Raw genomic sequence first — 18,078 nt, 5'->3', positions numbered from 1 at the left:
TGCCGAACGCGGCACCGCCGAGCACGAGGGCGCCGGTCGTGGCGAGGGTGATGGAGGTCTTCAGGCTCTTGCGCATGGTGATCATTCCTTTGCTGAGGTGTCGCGCTCGGCGCGGCTGCTGTGTGCGCGCCGAACACACCCTGGTGCAGGGTGGAGAACCAGCAATGTGCGGCTGGTGAGCGCTCCGGGTGGTTCCCGGTCTGTGCAGGTGATTCGGGGGCCTCGGCGAAACGGTTTGGACCGATCTGTCTCCGTTACCGGTCTGTGACCTTCGCGCCCTGGGCGCGACCAGTGGACGGACGGGAGGCCCGGTGCCAGCTGGCACCGGGCCTCCCGTCCGTCGTCGTCGTGCGTTCAGAACGCCTTGCCGGGATTCAGGGTGCCCGCCGGGTCCAGGGCGTCCTTCACGGCCCGGTGCATCGCGAGGACCCGCTCGCCGAGCTCCTGCCGCAGGCCCGGCAGCTTGAGCAGGCCGACGCCGTGCTCTCCGGTGACGGTGCCACCGAGTGCCAGGCAGTCCGCGACGATCTGCTCGAACGCCTCCTTCGCGCGGGCCTTCGCGGCGGCGTCGCCCTCCGGAGCGATGATCAGCGGGTGCAGGTTGCCGTCGCCGGCGTGCGCGATGTTCGCGATGGTGACGTCGTGCGCTGCCGCGGTCGCCTGGATCCGCCGCAGCATCTCGGGCACCGCGCTGCGGGGCACGCAGATGTCCTCGGTGAGCACCGGGCCGAGCCGCTCGAGTGCCGGGTACGCCAGTCGCCGTGCCTGGAACAGCCGGTCGATGTCGTCCGGGTCCGTGGCGCGCTCGACGTCGGTCCCGCCGGCCTGCGCGAAGACCGCTGCGACCTGGTCGGCGAGCTCGTCCCCCGCGGCACCACGCTCGTCGACCCGGGCCAGCAGCAGGGTGTCGACGTCGGACGGCAGCCCGAGGTGCATCCATTCGTCGACGGCCCGGAGACAGGTCCGGTCCACGATCTCGAGTGCGGCGGGGATGATCCCGGCACGCGAGATCGCGGCGACGGCGTCCCCGGCGGCGCTGAGCGAGGGGAAGTAGCCGATCACGGCGCGTTCGTCGCGTCCGGCCAGGGGGAGCAGCTTGACGGTGACCGACACGACGATGCCGAGCGTGCCCTCCGAGCCCACCATCAGGCCAGCCAGGTCGTACCCGGCCACGCCCTTCGCCGTGCGGCGCCCGAGCTCCACCACGGAACCGTCGGCCAGCACGACGGTCATCCCGAGCACGTAGTCGCGGGTGACGCCGTACTTCACGCAGCAGATCCCGCCGGCGTTCGTCGCGACGTTGCCGCCGATCGTCGAGATGGCCGAGCTCGCCGGGTCCGGCGGGTACCAGAGTCCGTGTTCCGCGACGGCAGCCCGGAGCGCGTCGTTGATCACACCGGGCTGGGCGACGGCGTAGCGCTCGTCGGTGTTCACCTCGAGCACCGCGTCCATCAGCTCGAGGGACAGGACGACCGATCCGGCCATCGCGTTCGCCCCACCGGACAGACCGGTCCCGGCGCCGCGCGGTACGACCCGCACGCCGGCGGCTGCCGCCCACCGGACGGTGGCGACGACGTCGTCGGTGCTGCGTGCGAGGACGACGGCGAGCGGTGCCGTGGAGTCGGCCCACTCGGCATCGTCGTGGCGGTACCGCTCGAGCGACGCCGGGTCGCGGAGGACCTGGCCCGGCCCGAGCAGGTCGTCGAGGGCGGCGGTGTCGACGGCGTGACTGGCGGTCATCGGTTCGGGGGTCCTTCCGGGCGCTGCGGTGCGGCGCCGACGACGATACCGCGCTGAGTGGACGACCCGTGTCGTCTGCCAGGGACGCCGGACGACGGTGAGGCACGCGGCGGTCCCGTCGCGGTGAGCAAGGAGTGTCCATGTACTTCCACGCACAGACCTGGATCAACGAGATCGCCGACGGCGAGCCCGACCCGGCCGCCGCCAACGCCCTGCAGGAAGGGCTCGGCGGGCAGTTCGGCGAGATGCGCACGATGATGCAGTACCTGTTCCAGGCGATGAACTTCCGAGGACCGGCGGCGAAGCCGTACCGCGACCTCATCCAGGGCGTCGGTACCGAGGAGATCAGCCACGTCGAGCTCATCGGCACCACGATCTCCCGCCTGCTCGACGGCTCGCCCGAGTACACCGGCAAGCTCACCGACCCGCTGGACAAGCCGGGTGCGAAGGGTGCGACGCCGCTCAACATCGCGCTCGACACGAGCAACATCCACCACTACCTGGTCGGCGCGCAGGGTGCTCTGCCGGTCGATGCGGCGGGCAACCCGTGGAGCGGCAGCTACGTCTACAACTCCGGCAACCTGCCGCTCGACCTGCTCTACAACCTGATGCTCGAGTCCACCGGTCGCCTGCAGAAGTGCCGCATCTACGAGATGACGGACAACCCCACCGCGCGCAGCACCATCGCCTACCTGATCGTCCGCGACCAGGCGCACGAGAACGCCTACGCGAAGGCACTCGAGACCCTCGGCGTCGAATGGAAGACCCTGCTGCCGATCCCGAAGACGAACGCCGAGCGGTTCCCGGAGGTCAAGGAACTCGTCGACCTCGGGCTGCAGAGCAAGCAGTACAGCTTCGACCTCGACGGGGCGTCGGAGGCCGGCAAGATCTTCCGCGGGGCGTCACCGTCGAAGGACGGCACGGACCTGACCGCGACCGAGCAGGCCCCCGCCGGTGTGCCGTCGTTCATCGCTCCGGAGCGACTCGAGGAGTTCGCTCCCGGGCTCGACGCCGACCTGCTGGCACTCATCCAGCAGACCGCCGAGCTCGAGCTCGACCAGGCGGAGACGCCGCTCTACGGGCCGGTGGTCTGAGTCCGCCTGCGCTCGCGGATCAGTCGAGGCAGAACTCGTTGCCCTCGACGTCCTGCATCACGATGCAGGACTCGTCGACCTGATCCGCGAGCATGCGGCGGAACTGCGTCGCGCCGAGTGCGACGAGGCGGGCGCTCTCCGCGTCGAGTGCCGCGAGGCGCTCCTCGCCGACCAGACCGGTGCCGACCCGAACGTCCAGGTGCACGCGGTTCTTCACCGTCTTGCCCTCGGGTACCCGTTGGAAGAACAGCCTCGGGCCGGCGCCGGTCGGGTCGACGCACGCGAAGGCCGAGTCCTGGTGCTCGGGCGGCAGCGAGGCGTTGAAGGCCTGCCAGTCGACGAACCCGGGCGGGGGAGCAGGGACCTCGTAGCCGAGGACCTCGCACCAGAACCGGGCGACCCGCTCCGGCTCGGCGCAGTCGAACGTCACCTGGACCTGTCGCACCGTTGCCATGCGCGCCAGGGTAATCCGGCCGCGCAGCCGGTGCGAACCGGTTCTGCGACGGACCACGAGTTGATCGACGAGTGGTCCGTCGGAACACTCGTGTTCCGACTCGTGTCACTACGGTCCGGTGACGAACTGCTCTCGCACGACCGTCACCGTCGCCGCGTCCACGCCGACACTCAGGTGGAGCGGCGGCCGGTCGAGGACCAGTCCGAGCGCAGAGCGGACGCGAACGGCCTCGGTCCTGGTGAGGCGCTCGCCCACCCTGTCCCGCCTGGTGACGAGCGACGCGAGGATCGCGAGGTCGTTCAGGTGTCGGTCCGCACGTGCTCCTTCGCCGATGAGGAGCGCGGACGCCTTGGCGACCAGTGCCCCCTGCAGGGTCGGTCGGTTCAAACGCCCGGCCCGGCCCGAGACCTCGACGTCGATCGTCTCCGATCGGTCGAGTGCCCCTTGACCGCCCGGCGCTGCGATCGTCCGACCACCCGTCACGCCGACCCGGTTGTCCGCTCGTTCGCCGAGGAAGCGTGGGATGAGGACGTCGATCTGGGCGTCGCCCTTCAGCCATCGGTGTTGCACGCCACGTGTCCCCTCGAGCACGGGCGGAGCTTCGCCGGCAGACTCGAACCCCAGCGCGCTGAGCACGGCGGTGAAGTCGTGGAGGACTCGCGGTCGTGCGCGGACGTCGAGCACGGCGTCAGCGTCTTGCGTTGGCCGGGGCGGAACGGCGCCTCGCTCCCAGCACAACGAATGCACCATCTGCCCGCCGACGAGCGCCCATCCACTCGGGTGGCGTTCGTGGACCTGGAACAGCGCGTGCCACGCTGCGGCCTGGGCCGACGTCATGGCCGGAGCGACGATCGTCACGACGTGGCCTGGAGGAGCTCCGCAACCCGGGACCGTTCGCGGATTCCGTCGTGCCCCGCGAGGTCGACCAAGAGCAACCCGAGCGGAAGCGGCGATGGGGGCTTCTGATCAGATACGTGCAGCAGGACGTTGGGCTGGTCGGACGGGCGGAGGAGGTATTCACGCCGGAGTGCATCGGCGTCGCCGGCCGCGACTCGAGCCTCGAGCTGCCCGGCCGCGGCGATCTCCGAGCGGGGATCGCTGAAACCCGACTTCACCAGGCGACCGTCAGCGGCGAGGTCCTCGAGGTCGGCATCGGCCACTCGGAGACGAAGTGCAGGGACCGGGCGAATCCAGGCTCCGAGCATGCGGTCCGGTTCGGCGCTCCGAAAGAGTTCGTCCCGGTAGCGGCGAAGACGGACCCGCTCCGGCGCTGAGAGGCCATCGATCGGCTGACCGGAGAGCGAGGCCAGCAGGTTGCTGCGCATCCGTGCACCGAGCGGTCGACTCGCGGCAGGACGATGCTCCGACGATTGGTCGACGAGCCACTGGCCGCCGACCTGGCGTGCTCGGATCGATCCCCCTTCGATCAGCGACCGGACGCGTCGCGGTGACAACCCCGCGCGGACCGCGAACTCGGCGACACTCTCCTCAGCCATGTACACAAGTGTACCGATGGCGGAACAGAAGTGTAAGTCAGTGCTTCCCGCGGAGGCGACCGACTCCGAGGACGATCGCCACGACGACCATGCCGAGGACGACGCCGGCGAGCGCCGAGACCGCGGTGTCGACGACCCACGTGATCACCGGGCCCGCGGCCTCGATCGCGTGCTCGATCGTGTGCAACAGGTCGTACGGGCCGTGCCAGAAGGTCTCGGCGAGGTTCGCGATGACCAGGTGCCCGCCGACCCAGAGCATCGCAACGGTGCCGATGACGCTGATGACCCGGAAGACCGTCGGCATCGCCCGCACGATCCGTGCTCCTGCGCGTCGCGTCCGGCGGACCGAGTTCTTCATCATCTGCAGACCGACGTCGTCGATCTTCACCAGCAGGGCCACGGCACCGTAGACGACCGCGGTCATGACGAGTCCGATCACGATGAGGGCACCGAGCGTCGGCCAGAGCCCGAGGTCGGGGTCGAGGCCGGCCAGGGCGATGAGCATGATCTCGGTGCTCAGGATGAGGTCGGTCCGGATGGCACCGAACACGAGCTTCGGTTCGGTGACCGAGTCGGTGGTGCCTGCGCCGTGGTGGACGCCGAACCACTCGGTGACCTTCTCCGCGCCCTCGAAGCACAGGTACGTCCCGCCGATGAGCAGGAGGTACGGCAGCACCCAGGGCGCGAACGCGGTGAGCAGCAGCGCCAGCGGGATGATGATGATGAACTTGTTGAACAGGCTGCCGAGCGCGATGCGCCCGACGACCGGCAGTTCCCGGGCCGGCGCGAGTCCCTGCACGTACTGCGGGGTGACCGCGGCGTCGTCGATGACGACACCGGCGGTCTTCGCGCTCGCTTTCAGGGCCGCGGAGAGGATGTCGTCCACCACGGCGAGCAATCCGACTGACATGACTTCGTTCTCCGCTCGTCCGGGCCTGTGACGGTGCTCAGCGTAGTGGGCGCAGCGCACCCTGAACGCCGTCGGGGTGCCGTCCGTAGGCTGACGGCATGGCTGACTTCACCGCTGCACAAGCCGCCGTCGTGCGGATCGAACGCGCCGAGGAGGGGCGTTGGGACCTCACGGTGATCAGCGACTCGGGCGTGAAGATGGGGCACGGCGTGTACTTGTTCGACGCCGCGCACGACGACGCCGAGGACGAGCAGGCCGCCGCGCTCGACTTCGTGCGCGACTACGGCTTCCGGTTCGAGCGCGACGCCGTGCAGGCCGACGGCGCGGATGCCTACTGGGCGCCGCTGCTGCCGTCCGACCAGCAGTGACCGGCTACAGGGACGCGATCAACCGCTCGACCCGCATCCGGATGTCGTCGCGGATCGGGCGGACCTGCTCGATCCCCAGCCCTGCCGGGTCGGCGAGGTCCCAGTCCTCGTAGCGCTTGCCGGGGAACACCGGGCAGGCGTCCCCGCAGCCCATGGTGACGACGACGTCCGACTCGCGCACGGTCTCGGTCTCGAGCACTGCCGGTCGGGCGTCGGCGATGTCGATGCCCTGCTCGGCCATGGCCTGCACCGCGACGGAGTTGACCTGGTCGGCGGGCTCGCTGCCGGCGGAGAACACCCGGACGCGGTCACCGGCGAGGTGCTGCAGCCACCCCGCGGCCATCTGGGAGCGTCCGGCGTTGTGGACGCACACGAACAGGACGGCGGGGCGATCGGTCATGCGCCCATCATCCCAGCGAGGGCGGCCGTCACCCCAGCGAGGGCGGCCGTCATCCCAGCGCGGACGCCTCGAACCCGATCAGCCACGTGACGCCGAACGCGTCCCGCACGGTGCCGTCCCAGTCACCCCACGGCCGTTGCTGCAGGGCGTCGACGACCGTGCCGCCTTCGGCGAGCGCGTCGAACCAGCGCCGCAGGACGTCGGGTTCGTCGGCCCCGAGGAGCGAGAACAGCAGGCCGGTCGCCGCGAACGGCTCGTCGGTCTCGCTCGCGTCGGCGGCGAAGAGCTGCAGCCCGCCGGTGAGCTGCCCGTGGGCGACCGCGTCGGCCGGGCCGTCGGTCCGTGAGAAGTCGGCGTAGGTCGCGATCTGGACCTCGCCGCCGAAGACCCCGCGCCAGTGCTCGAGGGCCCGCCTGGCGGTGCCGGCGAGTTGGAAGTACGGCGACGGTCCGGTGACGTTCATGCCCGGACGATACCGCCGGGCGACGGCGCGCGCATCGACGCGCTGTCGCGCGACGTCCGTGGGAAGCGCGCGATGGGCTGAACCCGGCCGGGTGACGGACGGGAGGCCCGTGGCACGCCCGCCACGGGCCTCCAGTCCGTCCGGTGCTCGCGTCCGGGGCGCGTCTCAGGTGAGCAGGGCGAGGGCGCGGTCCACGACGTCCTCCGGACGGCCGTCGCCGTGCAGCGCCCACCAGGTGAGGGCCGCGCTCGCCGCGGCCGCCAGGGCGTGCGCGCGCACCGACACCGCGAGGTCGTCGGGCGTCGCGCCGTCCCGCTCGGCCACGAACCGGATGATCGCGTCGGTCAGGCTCGTGACCGTGGCCGCGCCGACGTGTTCGAGCGAGGGGTTCGCCCGGATGACGCGGAGTCGGTGGCGGGTGACCTCGACGGCGTCGTCGGGGAAGGTCGCGCCGATCCGGTAGGCCGCGCGCAGGGCGACCGACGACGACTCCGTGGCCGGCCGCTGTCGGAGTGCGTCACCGAACCGCGAGGCGAACTCGTCGAGCCCGCCCCAGACGAGCGCCGCCTTGTTCGGGAACAGCCGGAACAACGACCGGCGGCTCACGCCGGCAGCTGCGGCGACGTCGTCCATCGACACGGCGTCGAAGCCCTGCTCGTCGAACAGCCGGAGCGCCACGAGGGACACCGCGTCCGGGTCGATCGTGCGGGGGCGTCCCGTCGCGTGCATGGAGTCCTTTCGGCACTGAGTGCTATAACCATCGTGGCGCAGCGAGCGCCTCTCAGTGAGGAGACGACATGACCGACAGCACCGCCGGACGTTTCACCGGCAGGACCATCATCGTCACCGGGGCGGGTTCCGGCATCGGACGCGCCACGGCGACGCGCATCGCGAACGAGGGCGGACGGGTGATCGCGACCGACGTCGTCGCCGAACGCCTCGACGTGCTCCGCTCCGAACTCGAGGGCCTCGAACTCGAGACCGTCGTCGGGGACGTCGCCTCGACCGAGACCATCGACGCGCTCATCGCTGCCGCGGGCGATCGCATCGACGGTCTGGCGAACGTCGCCGGCATCATGGATGCCTTCCTGCCGCCGAGCGAGGTCGACGACGCCACCTGGGACCGCGTCTTCAGCGTCAACGTCACCGGACCGATGCGCCTCACCCGCGCCGTCCTGCCGCACATGATCGCCGCCGGCCGCGGCGCCGTCGTGAACGTCGCGTCCGAGGCCGCACTCCGTGCATCGGCAGCGGGTGCCGCGTACACGGCGTCGAAGCACGCGATCGCCGGGTTCACCAAGAGCGTGGCGTTCTTCCACGGGCCGCAGGGCATCCGGGCGAACGCGGTCGCGCCGGGTGCGGTCGCGACGAACATCGAGGCACCGATGCGCAGCGAGTACGCCGCCAGCCGGGTCGGGCCCATCATGCAGGTCGCGATCCCGCCGGTCGCGCAGCCGGAGCAGCTCGCCGCGGCCATCACCTGGCTGCTCAGCGACGACTCCGCCAACGTGAACGGCGCCGTGCTGCCGAGCGACGGCGGGTGGTCGGTCGTCTGACGAGAATGCTCAGATACGAGTAGAAATCTACTAGAAGTGGTAGACTTCTACTCGTATCGATCGGAGGTCCCGATGCAGTTGCAATCCCCCTTCACGACGGTGACCACCTCCGTGGACGGCGATGTGCTCGCCGTCCTGGCACGAGCGCCAGGACCGATGACGATCGCGGACATCTGCAGCCTGGTGCCGGACCGGTCGTACGCCGGGGTCCGGAACAGTGCGGATCGGCTGGTCGAGCAGGGTGTCGTCGACGGGCACCGGACCGGACGGACGAAGTCGTTCAGCCTGAACCGGGAACACCTCGCCGCCGATGCGATCACCGCTCTGGCCGATCTCCGGCGCGCGTTCCTCGAACGACTCCGATCGGGCTGTCGACCGATCCCCCTCCGGTACGCCGCGCTCTTCGGATCCGGCGCCCGTGGTGAGATGCGGCCGGACAGCGACCTCGATGTCTGCTTCATCGTCGAGCGCGGCCGACGTGCGGAGGCAGAGGACCAGATCCACGCGGTGTGCCGTGCGGCCGGTCGGTGGACCGGGAACGCCGTGCGGCCGGTCCTCTTCGACGAGGACGAGATCGACGGCATCGACCCGCTCCTCGCATCGGTCGCCGGGGACGGGATTCCCATCGCAGGCGATGGTCGATGGCTGTCCCGGAAGCTCCGTACCCTGACTGGATGACCCCGCGAACTGGCACCACCGCACCGGGCGACGAGTCGTTCCGGAGGGGCCGGCTCGCCAAGGCGACGGAGTTCCTCGACGCTGCAGAGGCCCTCCGCGCGCTCGGCGGTGATGCAGGGGTCTTCAGTGCCGGATCGCAGTTCGCGAACGCGTTCGTCACGCAGTGCGTCCTCAGCGGCATCGCCGCGGCTGACGCGATCTGCGTCGCTCGGACCGGCGAGTACTCGCGATCGGGAGCACACGACGAAGCGGTGCCCGTGCTGCGTGCGGCTGCTGGACAGTCGGTTGCGAAGCACCTCGAGGTGCTGCTGGCGGTGAAGACCAAAGCCGAGTACAACGCGCGGTGGGTCAGCGACATCGTGCGCGCCGGGGAAGCGGCCGAGGCCCTCGAGGCGGCCGCGCGGTCGGTCTGACGCGCCGGTCGATCCGGAGCGGCTGGCCCGCCTACACTGCCGACATGACCGAGGTCCCCGTCGCGCGCTCCGAGTGGGGCCGGTTCGCCCCCGACTCCGTCGAACGCCGGATGCTCGAACACACCGGCACCGCCCTCGGTCTCGTCCTCCGCCCGCGCACGGTCGTGCTCGACCGCGCCCGGGTCGAGGTCGAGGGCATCGACGACGCCGACCACGTCGTCGTGCAGCTCGTCGCGAACCAGGGCGCCTACAAGCCCGCCTGGCGCAACAAGGTGATGGCGGACCTGTTCAAGCTGCTGTGGCTGCGGCAGTCGGTCCCCGGGGTGGAGCGGGCCGTGCTCGTCGTCGCCGAACCCGCGGCGAGGGCGCTCGCCGGGTGGGTGGCGGTGGCCGCCGAGGACCTCGGTGTCGAGGTGCTCGTCTGGGACGGGCAGACCGCGGAGCCCTCGCCGCGCTGACCCGCTCACTCGTTCACACGTTCGCAACACATGTGGTCCGACTCCGTAACACGGGCGTCCTAGCCTCGACACCAGCAGCGGATTTCCGCGTCGCAGACCAGCCCGAGCTCGCGACGCACGCTCTCCGCCATACGAGACCGAGCCTGCGTGCTCGCCGACGGTATGGAGGAACGGATGACCACATCAGCGGTCCGCGTGGACGCGGTGCGCAAGGTGTACGGCAGCGGCCCGAGCGCCATGGTGGCCCTCGACGACGCCCGGTTGACGATCGAGCCCGGCAAGTTCGTGTCGCTCATCGGACCGAGCGGCTGCGGGAAGTCGACCCTGCTCCGCCTGGTGGCCGGGCTCGAGCCCGCCGACCGCGGTGACGTCCGGGTGCACGGTGTCACGCCGGCCCAGGCCTGCGCGGCGAAGCTCATCGGACTCGTGCCCCAGGCGCCGGCGCTGCTGCCCTGGCTCACCGTGCTGCAGAACGTCTCGCTCGCCGGGCGCGTGAACCCGGGCGCCGGTCGCCGCCGCGCCGCCATCGAGGACCTCGAGGAGCGCGGCACCGGCGCCGGCCCGGACATGCGCGAACTCCTGCGGATGGCAGGACTCGGCGAGGCGATGGACAAGCTCCCCGCGCAGCTGTCCGGCGGCATGCAGCAGCGCGCCGCGATCGTCCGGGCCTTCGGCCTGCGCCCCGACGTCCTGCTGATGGACGAGCCGTTCTCGGCGCTCGACGAGTTCACCCGCGAGAGCCTGCAGGACCAGCTGCTCGACCTGTGGGACGAGCTGCGCACGACGGTGCTCTTCGTGACGCACTCGGTGTCCGAAGCCGTCCGGATGTCGGACACCGTCGTCGTGATGGCGCCGCGCCCCGGCCGGATCGTCGACGTCATCGACATCGACCTGCCCCGCCCGCGCAACCAGCGATTGTTCGAGGAACAGCGGTTCCACGAGTACGAAGACCTGGTCCGGACCCGGTTGCACAGCGCCTGGCGCATGACCGATGCGGCCTGAGGGAGACGGGACCATGAGCGCCACCACCACCTCCACGCCCGCCGCGACCGCCACCACGGCCGACGCCGAGCGACGCTCTGCCCGTCGACCGGTGCCGGGTTGGCTCCGACCGACCGTCTGGTTGCCCCTCGTCGTGATGCTCGCCGTCCTGGCGGTGCTCTGGCAGATCGGCGCGACGGCGATGCCGTACCTGCTGCCGCCGCTGCCCGCGGTGGGGGAGACCCTCGCCACGCAGCTGCCCTACTACCTGCAGAACGCCGGCATCACCCTGGCGGAGTCACTCGTCGGCCTGGCAATCGGGTTCCTCGCCGCCTTCGTGCTCGCGGTGCTGACGAGTGAGCTGCCGATCGTCCGCCGTGCGGTCATGCCGATCGCCATCGTGCTGAACGTCACGCCCCTCGTCGCGATCGCCCCGGCCCTGGTGGTGGCGTTCGGGTTCGGGCCGCTGCCGAAGCTCGTCATCACGGCGCTCATCTGCTTCTTCCCGATCCTGATCAACACCGCCGCCGGCCTGCGGTCCGTGCCGCAGCCCGTGCTGCAGGTCTACAAGACGATCGATGCCTCCCGGTTCGAGATGCTCGTGCACCTGCGGATCCCGAACGCCCTGCCGTTCGTGTTCGCAGCCCTCCGGATCGTGTTCCCGCTGTCGATCATCGGCGCGGTCGTCGCGGAGCTGTCCGCCTCGGGTTCGACCGGCGGCCTCGGCACCGTGATCAGCACGGCGTCGTCGATGAACCAGCTCGAAGTCGTCTACGCGGCGATCGCGATCCTCGCGGTGATGGGCGTGGTCCTGCTCGGACTCATCACGCTCGTCGAGCGGTGCGTCCTGCACTGGCACCGCACCGCGAACGACTGACACGCGGTCCCTCGGCCGCACCCCGCGGCCGCCCCGCGGCCCTGCCGCACCTCCCGCCGGCGCGAGCCTGCCCGCGCGACGTCAGCCGCGCCTCCAGGCCGACGTCCGGCGACCCACCGACCCACCCGCACCACCTGCACCCGCACCCGCCCTGCACCACCCATCCCTTCCCACAGGAGTGACCATGCAGCACAGCACCATGCAGCACAGCACCATGCAGCACCGCACCAAGGCCGCACTCGCGGCCCTCGCCACCGCCGTCGTCGCCCTCGCGCTCACCGGATGCAGCACCGGCTCGAGCGCCGGCACCACCTCGTCCGAGGGCAGCGCGATCTCGGCCGAGCGGTGCAAGGAGAACAAGGAAGCCGGCAAGATCACCTACCTGTCCGGTTACCAGTACCAGTCGTCGGCGTCGATCCTCGAGTACATCGCGGCGGACGAGCTCGGCTACTTCAAGGACCTCTGCCTCGACGTGACCCTGAAGCCGGGCTCGGGTGACACCGCCCAGAACACGAAGCTCCTCGCCAGCGGCCAGGCCACCGTGTCCGCCGTCGCCGAGCAGGACCTCATCCAGGCCCGTGCGAACGGCATCGACATCACCGGGATCTCGTCGTACTCGAACGCCGGCCTCGACGTCCTGATGACGAACAAGGACATCACGAAGCTGCCGCAGCTCGACGGCCAGGTCGTCGGCCACAAGGGCTACGTCCCCGCTTCGGTCCGGGCGATGATGGAGAAGGCCGGCGTCGAGTGGGACTCGCTCACGCTCGTCAAGGAGGGCTACGACCCGTCCGTCCTGCCCCGCAAGCAGAACGGCCTCGAGGCCCTGACGGGCTTCGTGTCGAACGAGCCGAACCTGCTCAAGGCCGCCGGTGACGACGTCACCGTCTGGCAGCCCGTCGACTACGACATCCCCTCGTCGATCGGTGCCATGGCCGTGAACCCCGCCTTCGCGAAGGCGCACCCGACCGCGGTCGAGGACGTCCTGCGCGCAGCCCTGCACGCCTACGACTTCTGCTCCGCGAGCGAGGCGAAGACCAAGCAGTGCGTCGGGTACGCCGCGAAGCTGTCCGGCGCCACGTACGACACCGCCCAGAACACCAAGATCTGGACCACCGAGACGAAGGTCATCGCGGACAACCCGACGCCGGACCAGCCGCTCGGCGGGATCGACCCGGAGAACGTGACGAAGCTCGTCGACATGCTGCACCAGTTCGACATCGTCAAGAGCTCGGTCACCGCCGACGACGCGAAGGGCTGGTTCACGAACGAGTACATCGACGCGATCACGAAGGACGGCGAGACCGTGTGGCCCGCACCGTGAGCCCCATCGTCACCGAGCGTTCCGCAACGACCAGAAAGGCGGCGTGAGATGCCCGCGAAGGAGTACGGGATCTTCCTCCCGATCGGCAACGGCGGGTGGATGCTCTCCACCACGGCGCCCCACCCCGAGGCGACCTACGCCTGGAACAAGCGCGCGGCGCTCCACGCCGAGACGATCGGCCTGGACTTCGTGATGTCGATGGCGAAGTGGCGCGGCTTCGGCGGCTCCACCGACCACTGGGGCCGCTCCCTGGAGTCGATGACGATGATGGCCGGCATCGCCGAGGCCACCGAGCGGGTCAAGATCTGGGCGACGATGCACGCCAACGTCCACAACCCGGCGGTCGCCGCGAAGATGTACACGACGCTGCAGGACGTCTCCGGCGGCCGGGCCGGCATGAACATCGTCAACGGCGCCTACGCGGCGGAGTTCGAGCAGTTCGGGATCTGGGACGCGGCCCTCAGCCACGCCGACCGGTACCGGATGACGGAGCTCTGGACCGAGGCGGTCACGCGCCTGTGGACCGAGGACAGCGTGACGATGCACACACCGTACTTCGACCTCGACGCGTGCGAGTCCCGCCCTCACCCCGCATCGCGGCCGACCATCATCAGTGCCGGCAAGTCCGAGGCGGCCCGGGCGTTCCAGGCGAAGCACGCCGACGGCGCCTTCCTGGCGGCGGACAGCCTGGACGATATGCGCGACCTGTCCCGCGACGTCCACGACCGTGCCGCCGCCGAGGGACGCGAGTGCCGCACCTACTCGATGCTCACGGTCGTGCAGGACGAGACCGACGCTGCAGCCCAGCGCAAGGTGCGCGAGTGGGGTGCCGGCGTCGACCGCGAAGCACTGGCGTCGATGCGGGCGTCGTGGGGCGTCCCCGCCGAGCAGGCACGTGCCTGGGCGGACGGCGCTGCCGGTGAGGACGCGTTCCAGACCGCGTACGTCGCCGGGTCCGCCGAGACCGTCACCGAGCACATCGAGTACATCGTCGACCGGGGCGAGCTCGACGGCCTGATGCTGATCTTCCCCGAGTACGACCAGGACATGGTGCTGTTCGGGGAGACCGTCCTGCCGGCGCTCCGCCAGCACGACGCGGCGGTCGTCCGGTGACCGGGGGACTCGACGCGGGTCGCGACCCGCGGCTGGCACAGCTGGTGTCAGCAGCGCTCCCGCCCGCGCTCGTCGTCGTCGACGTGCAGCGTGACTTCGGTGAGCCGGCGCGGATCGCCCCGTACGGACTCGACGACCGCGCGTCCGTCGCCGTCGACGCCGCCGTCACCCGCATCGGTTCGCTCGTCGACGAGGCCCGCGCAGCGGGCGTCCCCGTCGTCTGGGTCGAACTCGGCAGCGACCCGGCACGGCCGTGGCGCTCCAGCACCTGGCTGCGCGGCGGTGACCCGGCCGGACCCATGCCGGACGACGAACCCTGCCGGATCGGCACGGAGGGCGCCGAGTGGTACCGCACGGCGCCCGCGCCCGGAGAGACACGCGTCGTCAAGCGCGGCTACAGCGGGTTCCTGGGCACCGACCTGGAGGCCCGGCTCACCGCCGCAGGGATCGGCTGGGTCACCGTCGTGGGACTCACGACCGAGTGCTGCGTCCTCGCGACCGCGCAGGACGCGATGCAGCTCGGCTGGCCCGTGGTGGTCCCGCAGGACGCCACCGCCGCGTACGACACCGACGTGCACGACGCCGCACTGACGCTGATCGACCTCAACGTGGGCGTCGTGACCGACGCCGACGAGACGGTGGCGCTGTGGCGCGCGGCTGCTGCGTCTGCGTCTGCGTCGGTGTCGGCTTCGCCGGTGGGTGCCCGATGAGCGGCATGCACCTGGCCTACGACCTCTCCTTCACCCACACCGAGGGGCGGTGGGCAGCGGCCGGCAGCTGGGTCGGGCAGGACTTCCCCGACGTCCGCATGTACATGGAGGTCGCCCGGACCGCCGAACGCGCGGGCGTCGACATGCTGTTCTTCGGCGACGGGTCCGGTGTGCCGAGCACGTGGCGCGGCAGCATCGACCCGGCCGTCGAGTGGGGCATCCAGTGGCCCCGGCAGGACATGTCGCCCGTGATCGCCGCGATGTCCACCGTCACGGAGCACATCGGGTTCGGGCTCACCTACTCGTCCACGTTCACCCACCCCTTCTCCGTCGCCCGACTGCTCAACTCGCTCGACCACGTCACGGGCGGGCGGATGGCGTTCAACGTCGTCGCCTCGTCGCGGGGCGCGGACGCCGCGAACTACGGGTCTGACCACCTGATCGACCACGACCTGCGGTACGAACGGATGGAGGAGTTCATCGGCGTCTGCCGTGCACTCTGGGACTCCGTCGCCCCCGACGCGATCGTCCGTGACCGCGCGACCGGCCGGTTCGCCGATCCGGCCGGGGTGCACCCGATCGACCACGACGGCCGCTTCTTCAAGGTGCGCGGCCCGCTCGCGAGCGTCCCGAGTCCGCAGCGCCACCCCGTCGTCGTGCAGGCCGGCAACTCGCCGCGCGGCATCGCCGCCAGTGCCTCGTTCGCCGACCTGGTGTTCGGGTTCGGGTCGAGTGTCGCCGGACAGCTCCGGCACCGGAACGCCCTCGATGCAGCGCTCACCGACGCCGGTCGGGACCCGTCCGGCGTCGGGATCCTCTGGGCGACCCAGGTCATCGTCGGAGCCACCGACGCCGAGGCCGCCGCCCGCCGCGACTCGCTGCTGTCGTTCTGGAACCGCGAGGCCGTCGGCACCTTCATCTCGCACAACGCCGGGTACGACTTCTCCACGCTGCCGGCGACGTTCCGGCTCGGCGAGCTGCGCGACGAGATCGTCGCCGCGCAGGCGAGCCCGGCCGGCCTGGTCGGCAGCCTGGTCGCCGAGTTCGGCGAGGACCACACCATGGACCGCGACGACTTCTTCGAGCACGGCTGGCGTGCCGCGACGGGCCTCGACCACATGCTGGTCGGCGTCGCCGCGGGGGTCGCCGACGCCCTGCAGGAGAACTTCGCGGCCACCGGCGGACGCGGCGGCTACATGCTGTCCAGCCCGCTCGGCATGCCCACCGGGTTCGCCGACCTGAGCGAGCTGCTCGTGCCGGAGCTGCGTGCCCGAGGTGCCCTGGCGCCGCGGTACCCGGGGTCGACGCTCCGCGAGAACCTGGCGGTGTGAGGTGACCCCGGCCCGTCGGTGGCTCGCGCTCGGCGGGCTCTGCCTCGGCTTCTTCATGCTGCTGCTGGACAGCACGATCGTGTCCGTCGCCCTGCCGGACATCGGCAGCGACCTCGGCACCGACGCGTCGCTGTCGGTCTGGGTGAACAGCGCCTACCTGTTCGCGTTCGCCGTACCGCTCCTCGTCGCCGGTCGGCTCGGCGACCGCTTCGGGCACCGCCGGGTCTACCTGCTCGGACTGGCGGTGTTCACCGTCGCGTCGGTCGGGTGCGCGTTCGCACCGGGGATCGGCGCGCTCATCGTCTGGCGCGCCGTGCAGGGCGTCGGCGCCGCACTGCTGACACCCCAGTGCCTGACGGTCATCCGCTCGTTGTTCGAACCACCCCGGCTCGCCGTCGCGCTCGCCGTCTGGAGCGCCGGCGGCGGTGCGGCGACCGTCGCCGGCCCGATCGTCGGCGGCGTGCTCGTCGAGGCGTGGGGGTGGCCGTCGGTCTTCCTGGTGAACGTGCCCGTCGGCATCGTCACCGCCCTCGCCGTGCTCCGGTTCGTGCCGGTGTCCCGACGCACCGCGGTGCCCCTGCCGGTGCTCGCCGTCGTCGGGGTGACCGCCGGGGTGTTCGCGGTGGTCGTCGGTGTCCAGGGCACGGGCGACGGCGTCCTCGCCGCACCCCTGCCGCGGGTCGGTCTGGTGGTGCTCGGCGCACTCGTCGTCGCTGCGGTGCTCACGATGCAGCGCCGCGCGGGGGACCGGGCGCTCGTCCCGCTCGGGTTGTTCCGTGACCGCGGGTTCGTGACCGGTTCGTGGGGCGCGACCGCCGCGTCGTTCTGCGTCGGCTCTGCCCCGATCCCGCTCATGCTCGACCTGCAGGACGGACGTGGTCTCGGACCGGGTGCCGCGGCCCTCGTGCTCGTGCCGATGGGAGTGGCCTGCCTGGCGGCCGCACCGTTCGTCGGCCGCACGACGAACACCGCGGGCCCCCGTGCGACGGCGACCATCGGCGCCGTCCTGCTCGTCGTCTCGGTGGCGCTCACCGCCGTGCTCATCGGGACCGGGGCGCCCCTCTGGGCGGCGGCGACGGCGTTCACCGGCTTCGGGGTCGCGAACGCGTTCGTCTGGTCACCGTTCTCGCTCGCGGCGGTGCTCGGGGCCGGACCGGCGACCATCGGTGCGGCGTCGAGCACGTTCAACACCGTGAAGCAGCTCGGTGCCGTGTTGGGCAGCACGGTCACCGCCGTGCTCCTCGCGGTGTCGACCGACGCGATTGCCCTCGGCGCCCTGGCGCTGGCGGCCGTCGGGGCACTCGTGGCGGCGGCGTCCCTGCCAGGGCGAGCGCCGGCGGTCCTGACCGGCGCGGTCGTGCACGGCGCCGGGGTCGGGCACGGGCTCGGGTTCCCGACCGCCAACCTGCTGCCCGACGACGGCGGCGCGGTGCCGTCGGACGGGGTCTACGTCGGCTGGCTCACCGCGCCGACGTGGTCCGGTGCCCGTGAGGCCCTCGTGTCGATCGGCAGCAACAGCACCTTCGCCGACCGGCCGCGCACCGTCGAGATCCACGTGCTCGACTTCGACGGCGACCTGTACGGCACCCCCGTCGAGCTCACCGTCGGTCGTCGGCTCCGGCGGCAGCGCACGTTCCCCGGGCCGGACGCCCTCGTCGCCGCGATGCGTGCCGACGAGCGCCGTGCCCGCACCCTGCTCGCCCGCTCCTGAA

The 18,078-nt window shown here is 71.1% G+C and carries 21 protein-coding genes; 13 read left to right on the top strand and 8 right to left on the bottom strand.

Annotation, left to right across the window (positions count from 1 at the left end; all coding sequences use genetic code 11):
• Positions 1 to 354 precede the first annotated feature (354 nt).
• Positions 355 to 1,740: an FAD-binding oxidoreductase gene (locus tag ABH929_RS14070; RefSeq protein ID WP_404561669.1), complete on the bottom strand. Its 1,386-nt coding sequence runs from the start codon at positions 1,738 to 1,740 to the stop codon at positions 355 to 357.
• 140 nt (positions 1,741 to 1,880) lie between these two features.
• Here ABH929_RS14070 and ABH929_RS14065 point away from each other — a divergent pair, with 140 nt between their 5' ends.
• A complete protein-coding gene (locus tag ABH929_RS14065) occupies positions 1,881 to 2,834 on the top strand; it encodes a manganese catalase family protein (protein ID WP_205463993.1) in 954 nt (317 codons plus the stop codon).
• Positions 2,835 to 2,853: 19 nt separating this feature from the next.
• On the opposite strand, the gene ABH929_RS14060 is transcribed toward ABH929_RS14065, so the two are convergent.
• The 4 genes from ABH929_RS14060 to ABH929_RS14045 all read right to left on the bottom strand — a co-directional run bounded on the left by ABH929_RS14060 (position 2,854) and on the right by ABH929_RS14045 (position 5,694).
• The gene (locus ABH929_RS14060) at positions 2,854 to 3,288 is read right to left on the bottom strand and encodes a VOC family protein (RefSeq protein ID WP_263092263.1); all 435 of its coding nucleotides are present in this window, start codon (positions 3,286 to 3,288) and stop codon (positions 2,854 to 2,856) included.
• Between the two features lie 108 nt (positions 3,289 to 3,396).
• Positions 3,397 to 3,972, bottom strand: coding sequence for a hypothetical protein (locus tag ABH929_RS14055; protein ID WP_404561668.1), 576 nt, complete (start codon positions 3,970 to 3,972; stop codon positions 3,397 to 3,399).
• Between the two features lie 170 nt (positions 3,973 to 4,142).
• Positions 4,143 to 4,613: a hypothetical protein gene (locus tag ABH929_RS14050; RefSeq protein ID WP_404561667.1), complete on the bottom strand. Its 471-nt coding sequence runs from the start codon at positions 4,611 to 4,613 to the stop codon at positions 4,143 to 4,145.
• Positions 4,614 to 4,821: 208 nt separating this feature from the next.
• Positions 4,822 to 5,694, bottom strand: coding sequence for a DUF808 domain-containing protein (locus ABH929_RS14045; RefSeq protein ID WP_404561666.1), 873 nt, complete (start codon positions 5,692 to 5,694; stop codon positions 4,822 to 4,824).
• A gap of 98 nt (positions 5,695 to 5,792) precedes the next feature.
• Between ABH929_RS14045 and ABH929_RS14040 the strand changes: the two genes are divergently transcribed.
• Positions 5,793 to 6,062, top strand: coding sequence for a hypothetical protein (locus ABH929_RS14040; RefSeq protein WP_123294645.1), 270 nt, complete (start codon positions 5,793 to 5,795; stop codon positions 6,060 to 6,062).
• Between the two features lie 4 nt (positions 6,063 to 6,066).
• Here ABH929_RS14040 and ABH929_RS14035 read toward each other — a convergent pair whose 3' ends face one another.
• From ABH929_RS14035 to ABH929_RS14025, 3 genes are all read right to left on the bottom strand, one after another.
• Positions 6,067 to 6,462 carry an arsenate reductase ArsC gene (locus tag ABH929_RS14035; RefSeq protein WP_404561665.1) on the bottom strand — a complete coding sequence of 132 codons (396 nt, stop codon included), beginning with the start codon at positions 6,460 to 6,462 and terminating at the stop codon, positions 6,067 to 6,069.
• Between the two features lie 49 nt (positions 6,463 to 6,511).
• Positions 6,512 to 6,925, bottom strand: a complete 414-nt coding sequence (locus ABH929_RS14030) for a VOC family protein (RefSeq protein ID WP_263092268.1) — start codon at positions 6,923 to 6,925, stop codon at positions 6,512 to 6,514.
• Positions 6,926 to 7,090: 165 nt separating this feature from the next.
• A complete protein-coding gene (locus tag ABH929_RS14025; protein ID WP_404561664.1) occupies positions 7,091 to 7,654 on the bottom strand; it encodes a TetR family transcriptional regulator in 564 nt (187 codons plus the stop codon).
• 68 nt (positions 7,655 to 7,722) lie between these two features.
• Here ABH929_RS14025 and ABH929_RS14020 point away from each other — a divergent pair, with 68 nt between their 5' ends.
• The 11 genes from ABH929_RS14020 (at position 7,723) to ABH929_RS13970 (ending at position 18,077) form a co-directional block, all read left to right on the top strand.
• Positions 7,723 to 8,481 (top strand): SDR family NAD(P)-dependent oxidoreductase, encoded by a 759-nt coding sequence (locus ABH929_RS14020; protein ID WP_263092272.1) that lies wholly within the window; start codon positions 7,723 to 7,725, stop codon positions 8,479 to 8,481.
• A gap of 72 nt (positions 8,482 to 8,553) precedes the next feature.
• Positions 8,554 to 9,159: a nucleotidyltransferase domain-containing protein gene (locus ABH929_RS14015; RefSeq protein WP_404561663.1), complete on the top strand. Its 606-nt coding sequence runs from the start codon at positions 8,554 to 8,556 to the stop codon at positions 9,157 to 9,159.
• Positions 9,156 to 9,572: a hypothetical protein gene (locus tag ABH929_RS14010; protein ID WP_404561662.1), complete on the top strand. Its 417-nt coding sequence runs from the start codon at positions 9,156 to 9,158 to the stop codon at positions 9,570 to 9,572. Before ABH929_RS14015 ends, ABH929_RS14010 begins: the two co-directional genes overlap by 4 nt.
• Before the next feature lie 44 nt (positions 9,573 to 9,616).
• Positions 9,617 to 10,030 carry a hypothetical protein gene (locus ABH929_RS14005; protein ID WP_404561661.1) on the top strand — a complete coding sequence of 138 codons (414 nt, stop codon included), beginning with the start codon at positions 9,617 to 9,619 and terminating at the stop codon, positions 10,028 to 10,030.
• A 174-nt stretch (positions 10,031 to 10,204) separates the two neighbouring features.
• Positions 10,205 to 11,032: an ABC transporter ATP-binding protein gene (locus tag ABH929_RS14000; RefSeq protein ID WP_111086902.1), complete on the top strand. Its 828-nt coding sequence runs from the start codon at positions 10,205 to 10,207 to the stop codon at positions 11,030 to 11,032.
• 13 nt (positions 11,033 to 11,045) lie between these two features.
• Positions 11,046 to 11,888 carry an ABC transporter permease gene (locus ABH929_RS13995; protein WP_404561660.1) on the top strand — a complete coding sequence of 281 codons (843 nt, stop codon included), beginning with the start codon at positions 11,046 to 11,048 and terminating at the stop codon, positions 11,886 to 11,888.
• A gap of 184 nt (positions 11,889 to 12,072) precedes the next feature.
• Positions 12,073 to 13,212 carry an ABC transporter substrate-binding protein gene (locus tag ABH929_RS13990; protein WP_404561659.1) on the top strand — a complete coding sequence of 380 codons (1,140 nt, stop codon included), beginning with the start codon at positions 12,073 to 12,075 and terminating at the stop codon, positions 13,210 to 13,212.
• A 48-nt stretch (positions 13,213 to 13,260) separates the two neighbouring features.
• The gene (locus ABH929_RS13985; protein WP_404561658.1) at positions 13,261 to 14,325 is read left to right on the top strand and encodes an LLM class flavin-dependent oxidoreductase; all 1,065 of its coding nucleotides are present in this window, start codon (positions 13,261 to 13,263) and stop codon (positions 14,323 to 14,325) included.
• Between the two features lie 44 nt (positions 14,326 to 14,369).
• Positions 14,370 to 15,035, top strand: coding sequence for a cysteine hydrolase family protein (locus tag ABH929_RS13980; RefSeq protein WP_404561657.1), 666 nt, complete (start codon positions 14,370 to 14,372; stop codon positions 15,033 to 15,035).
• Positions 15,032 to 16,366 (top strand): NtaA/DmoA family FMN-dependent monooxygenase, encoded by a 1,335-nt coding sequence (locus tag ABH929_RS13975; protein WP_404561656.1) that lies wholly within the window; start codon positions 15,032 to 15,034, stop codon positions 16,364 to 16,366. The genes ABH929_RS13980 and ABH929_RS13975 overlap by 4 nt, the downstream gene beginning before the upstream one ends.
• Before the next feature lies 1 nt (position 16,367).
• Complete coding sequence (locus ABH929_RS13970; RefSeq protein WP_404561655.1) at positions 16,368 to 18,077, top strand: MFS transporter; 1,710 nt, start codon at positions 16,368 to 16,370, stop codon at positions 18,075 to 18,077.
• The last annotated feature ends 1 nt before the right edge of the window (position 18,078 follow it).

Source organism: Curtobacterium sp. AB7 (assembly GCF_044909335.1).
In the GTDB taxonomy this organism is placed as follows: Bacteria; Actinomycetota; Actinomycetes; order Actinomycetales; family Microbacteriaceae; genus Curtobacterium.
Note: the sequence above shows the minus strand (reverse complement) of the source record. Positions and strands in the feature narration are given on the sequence as shown.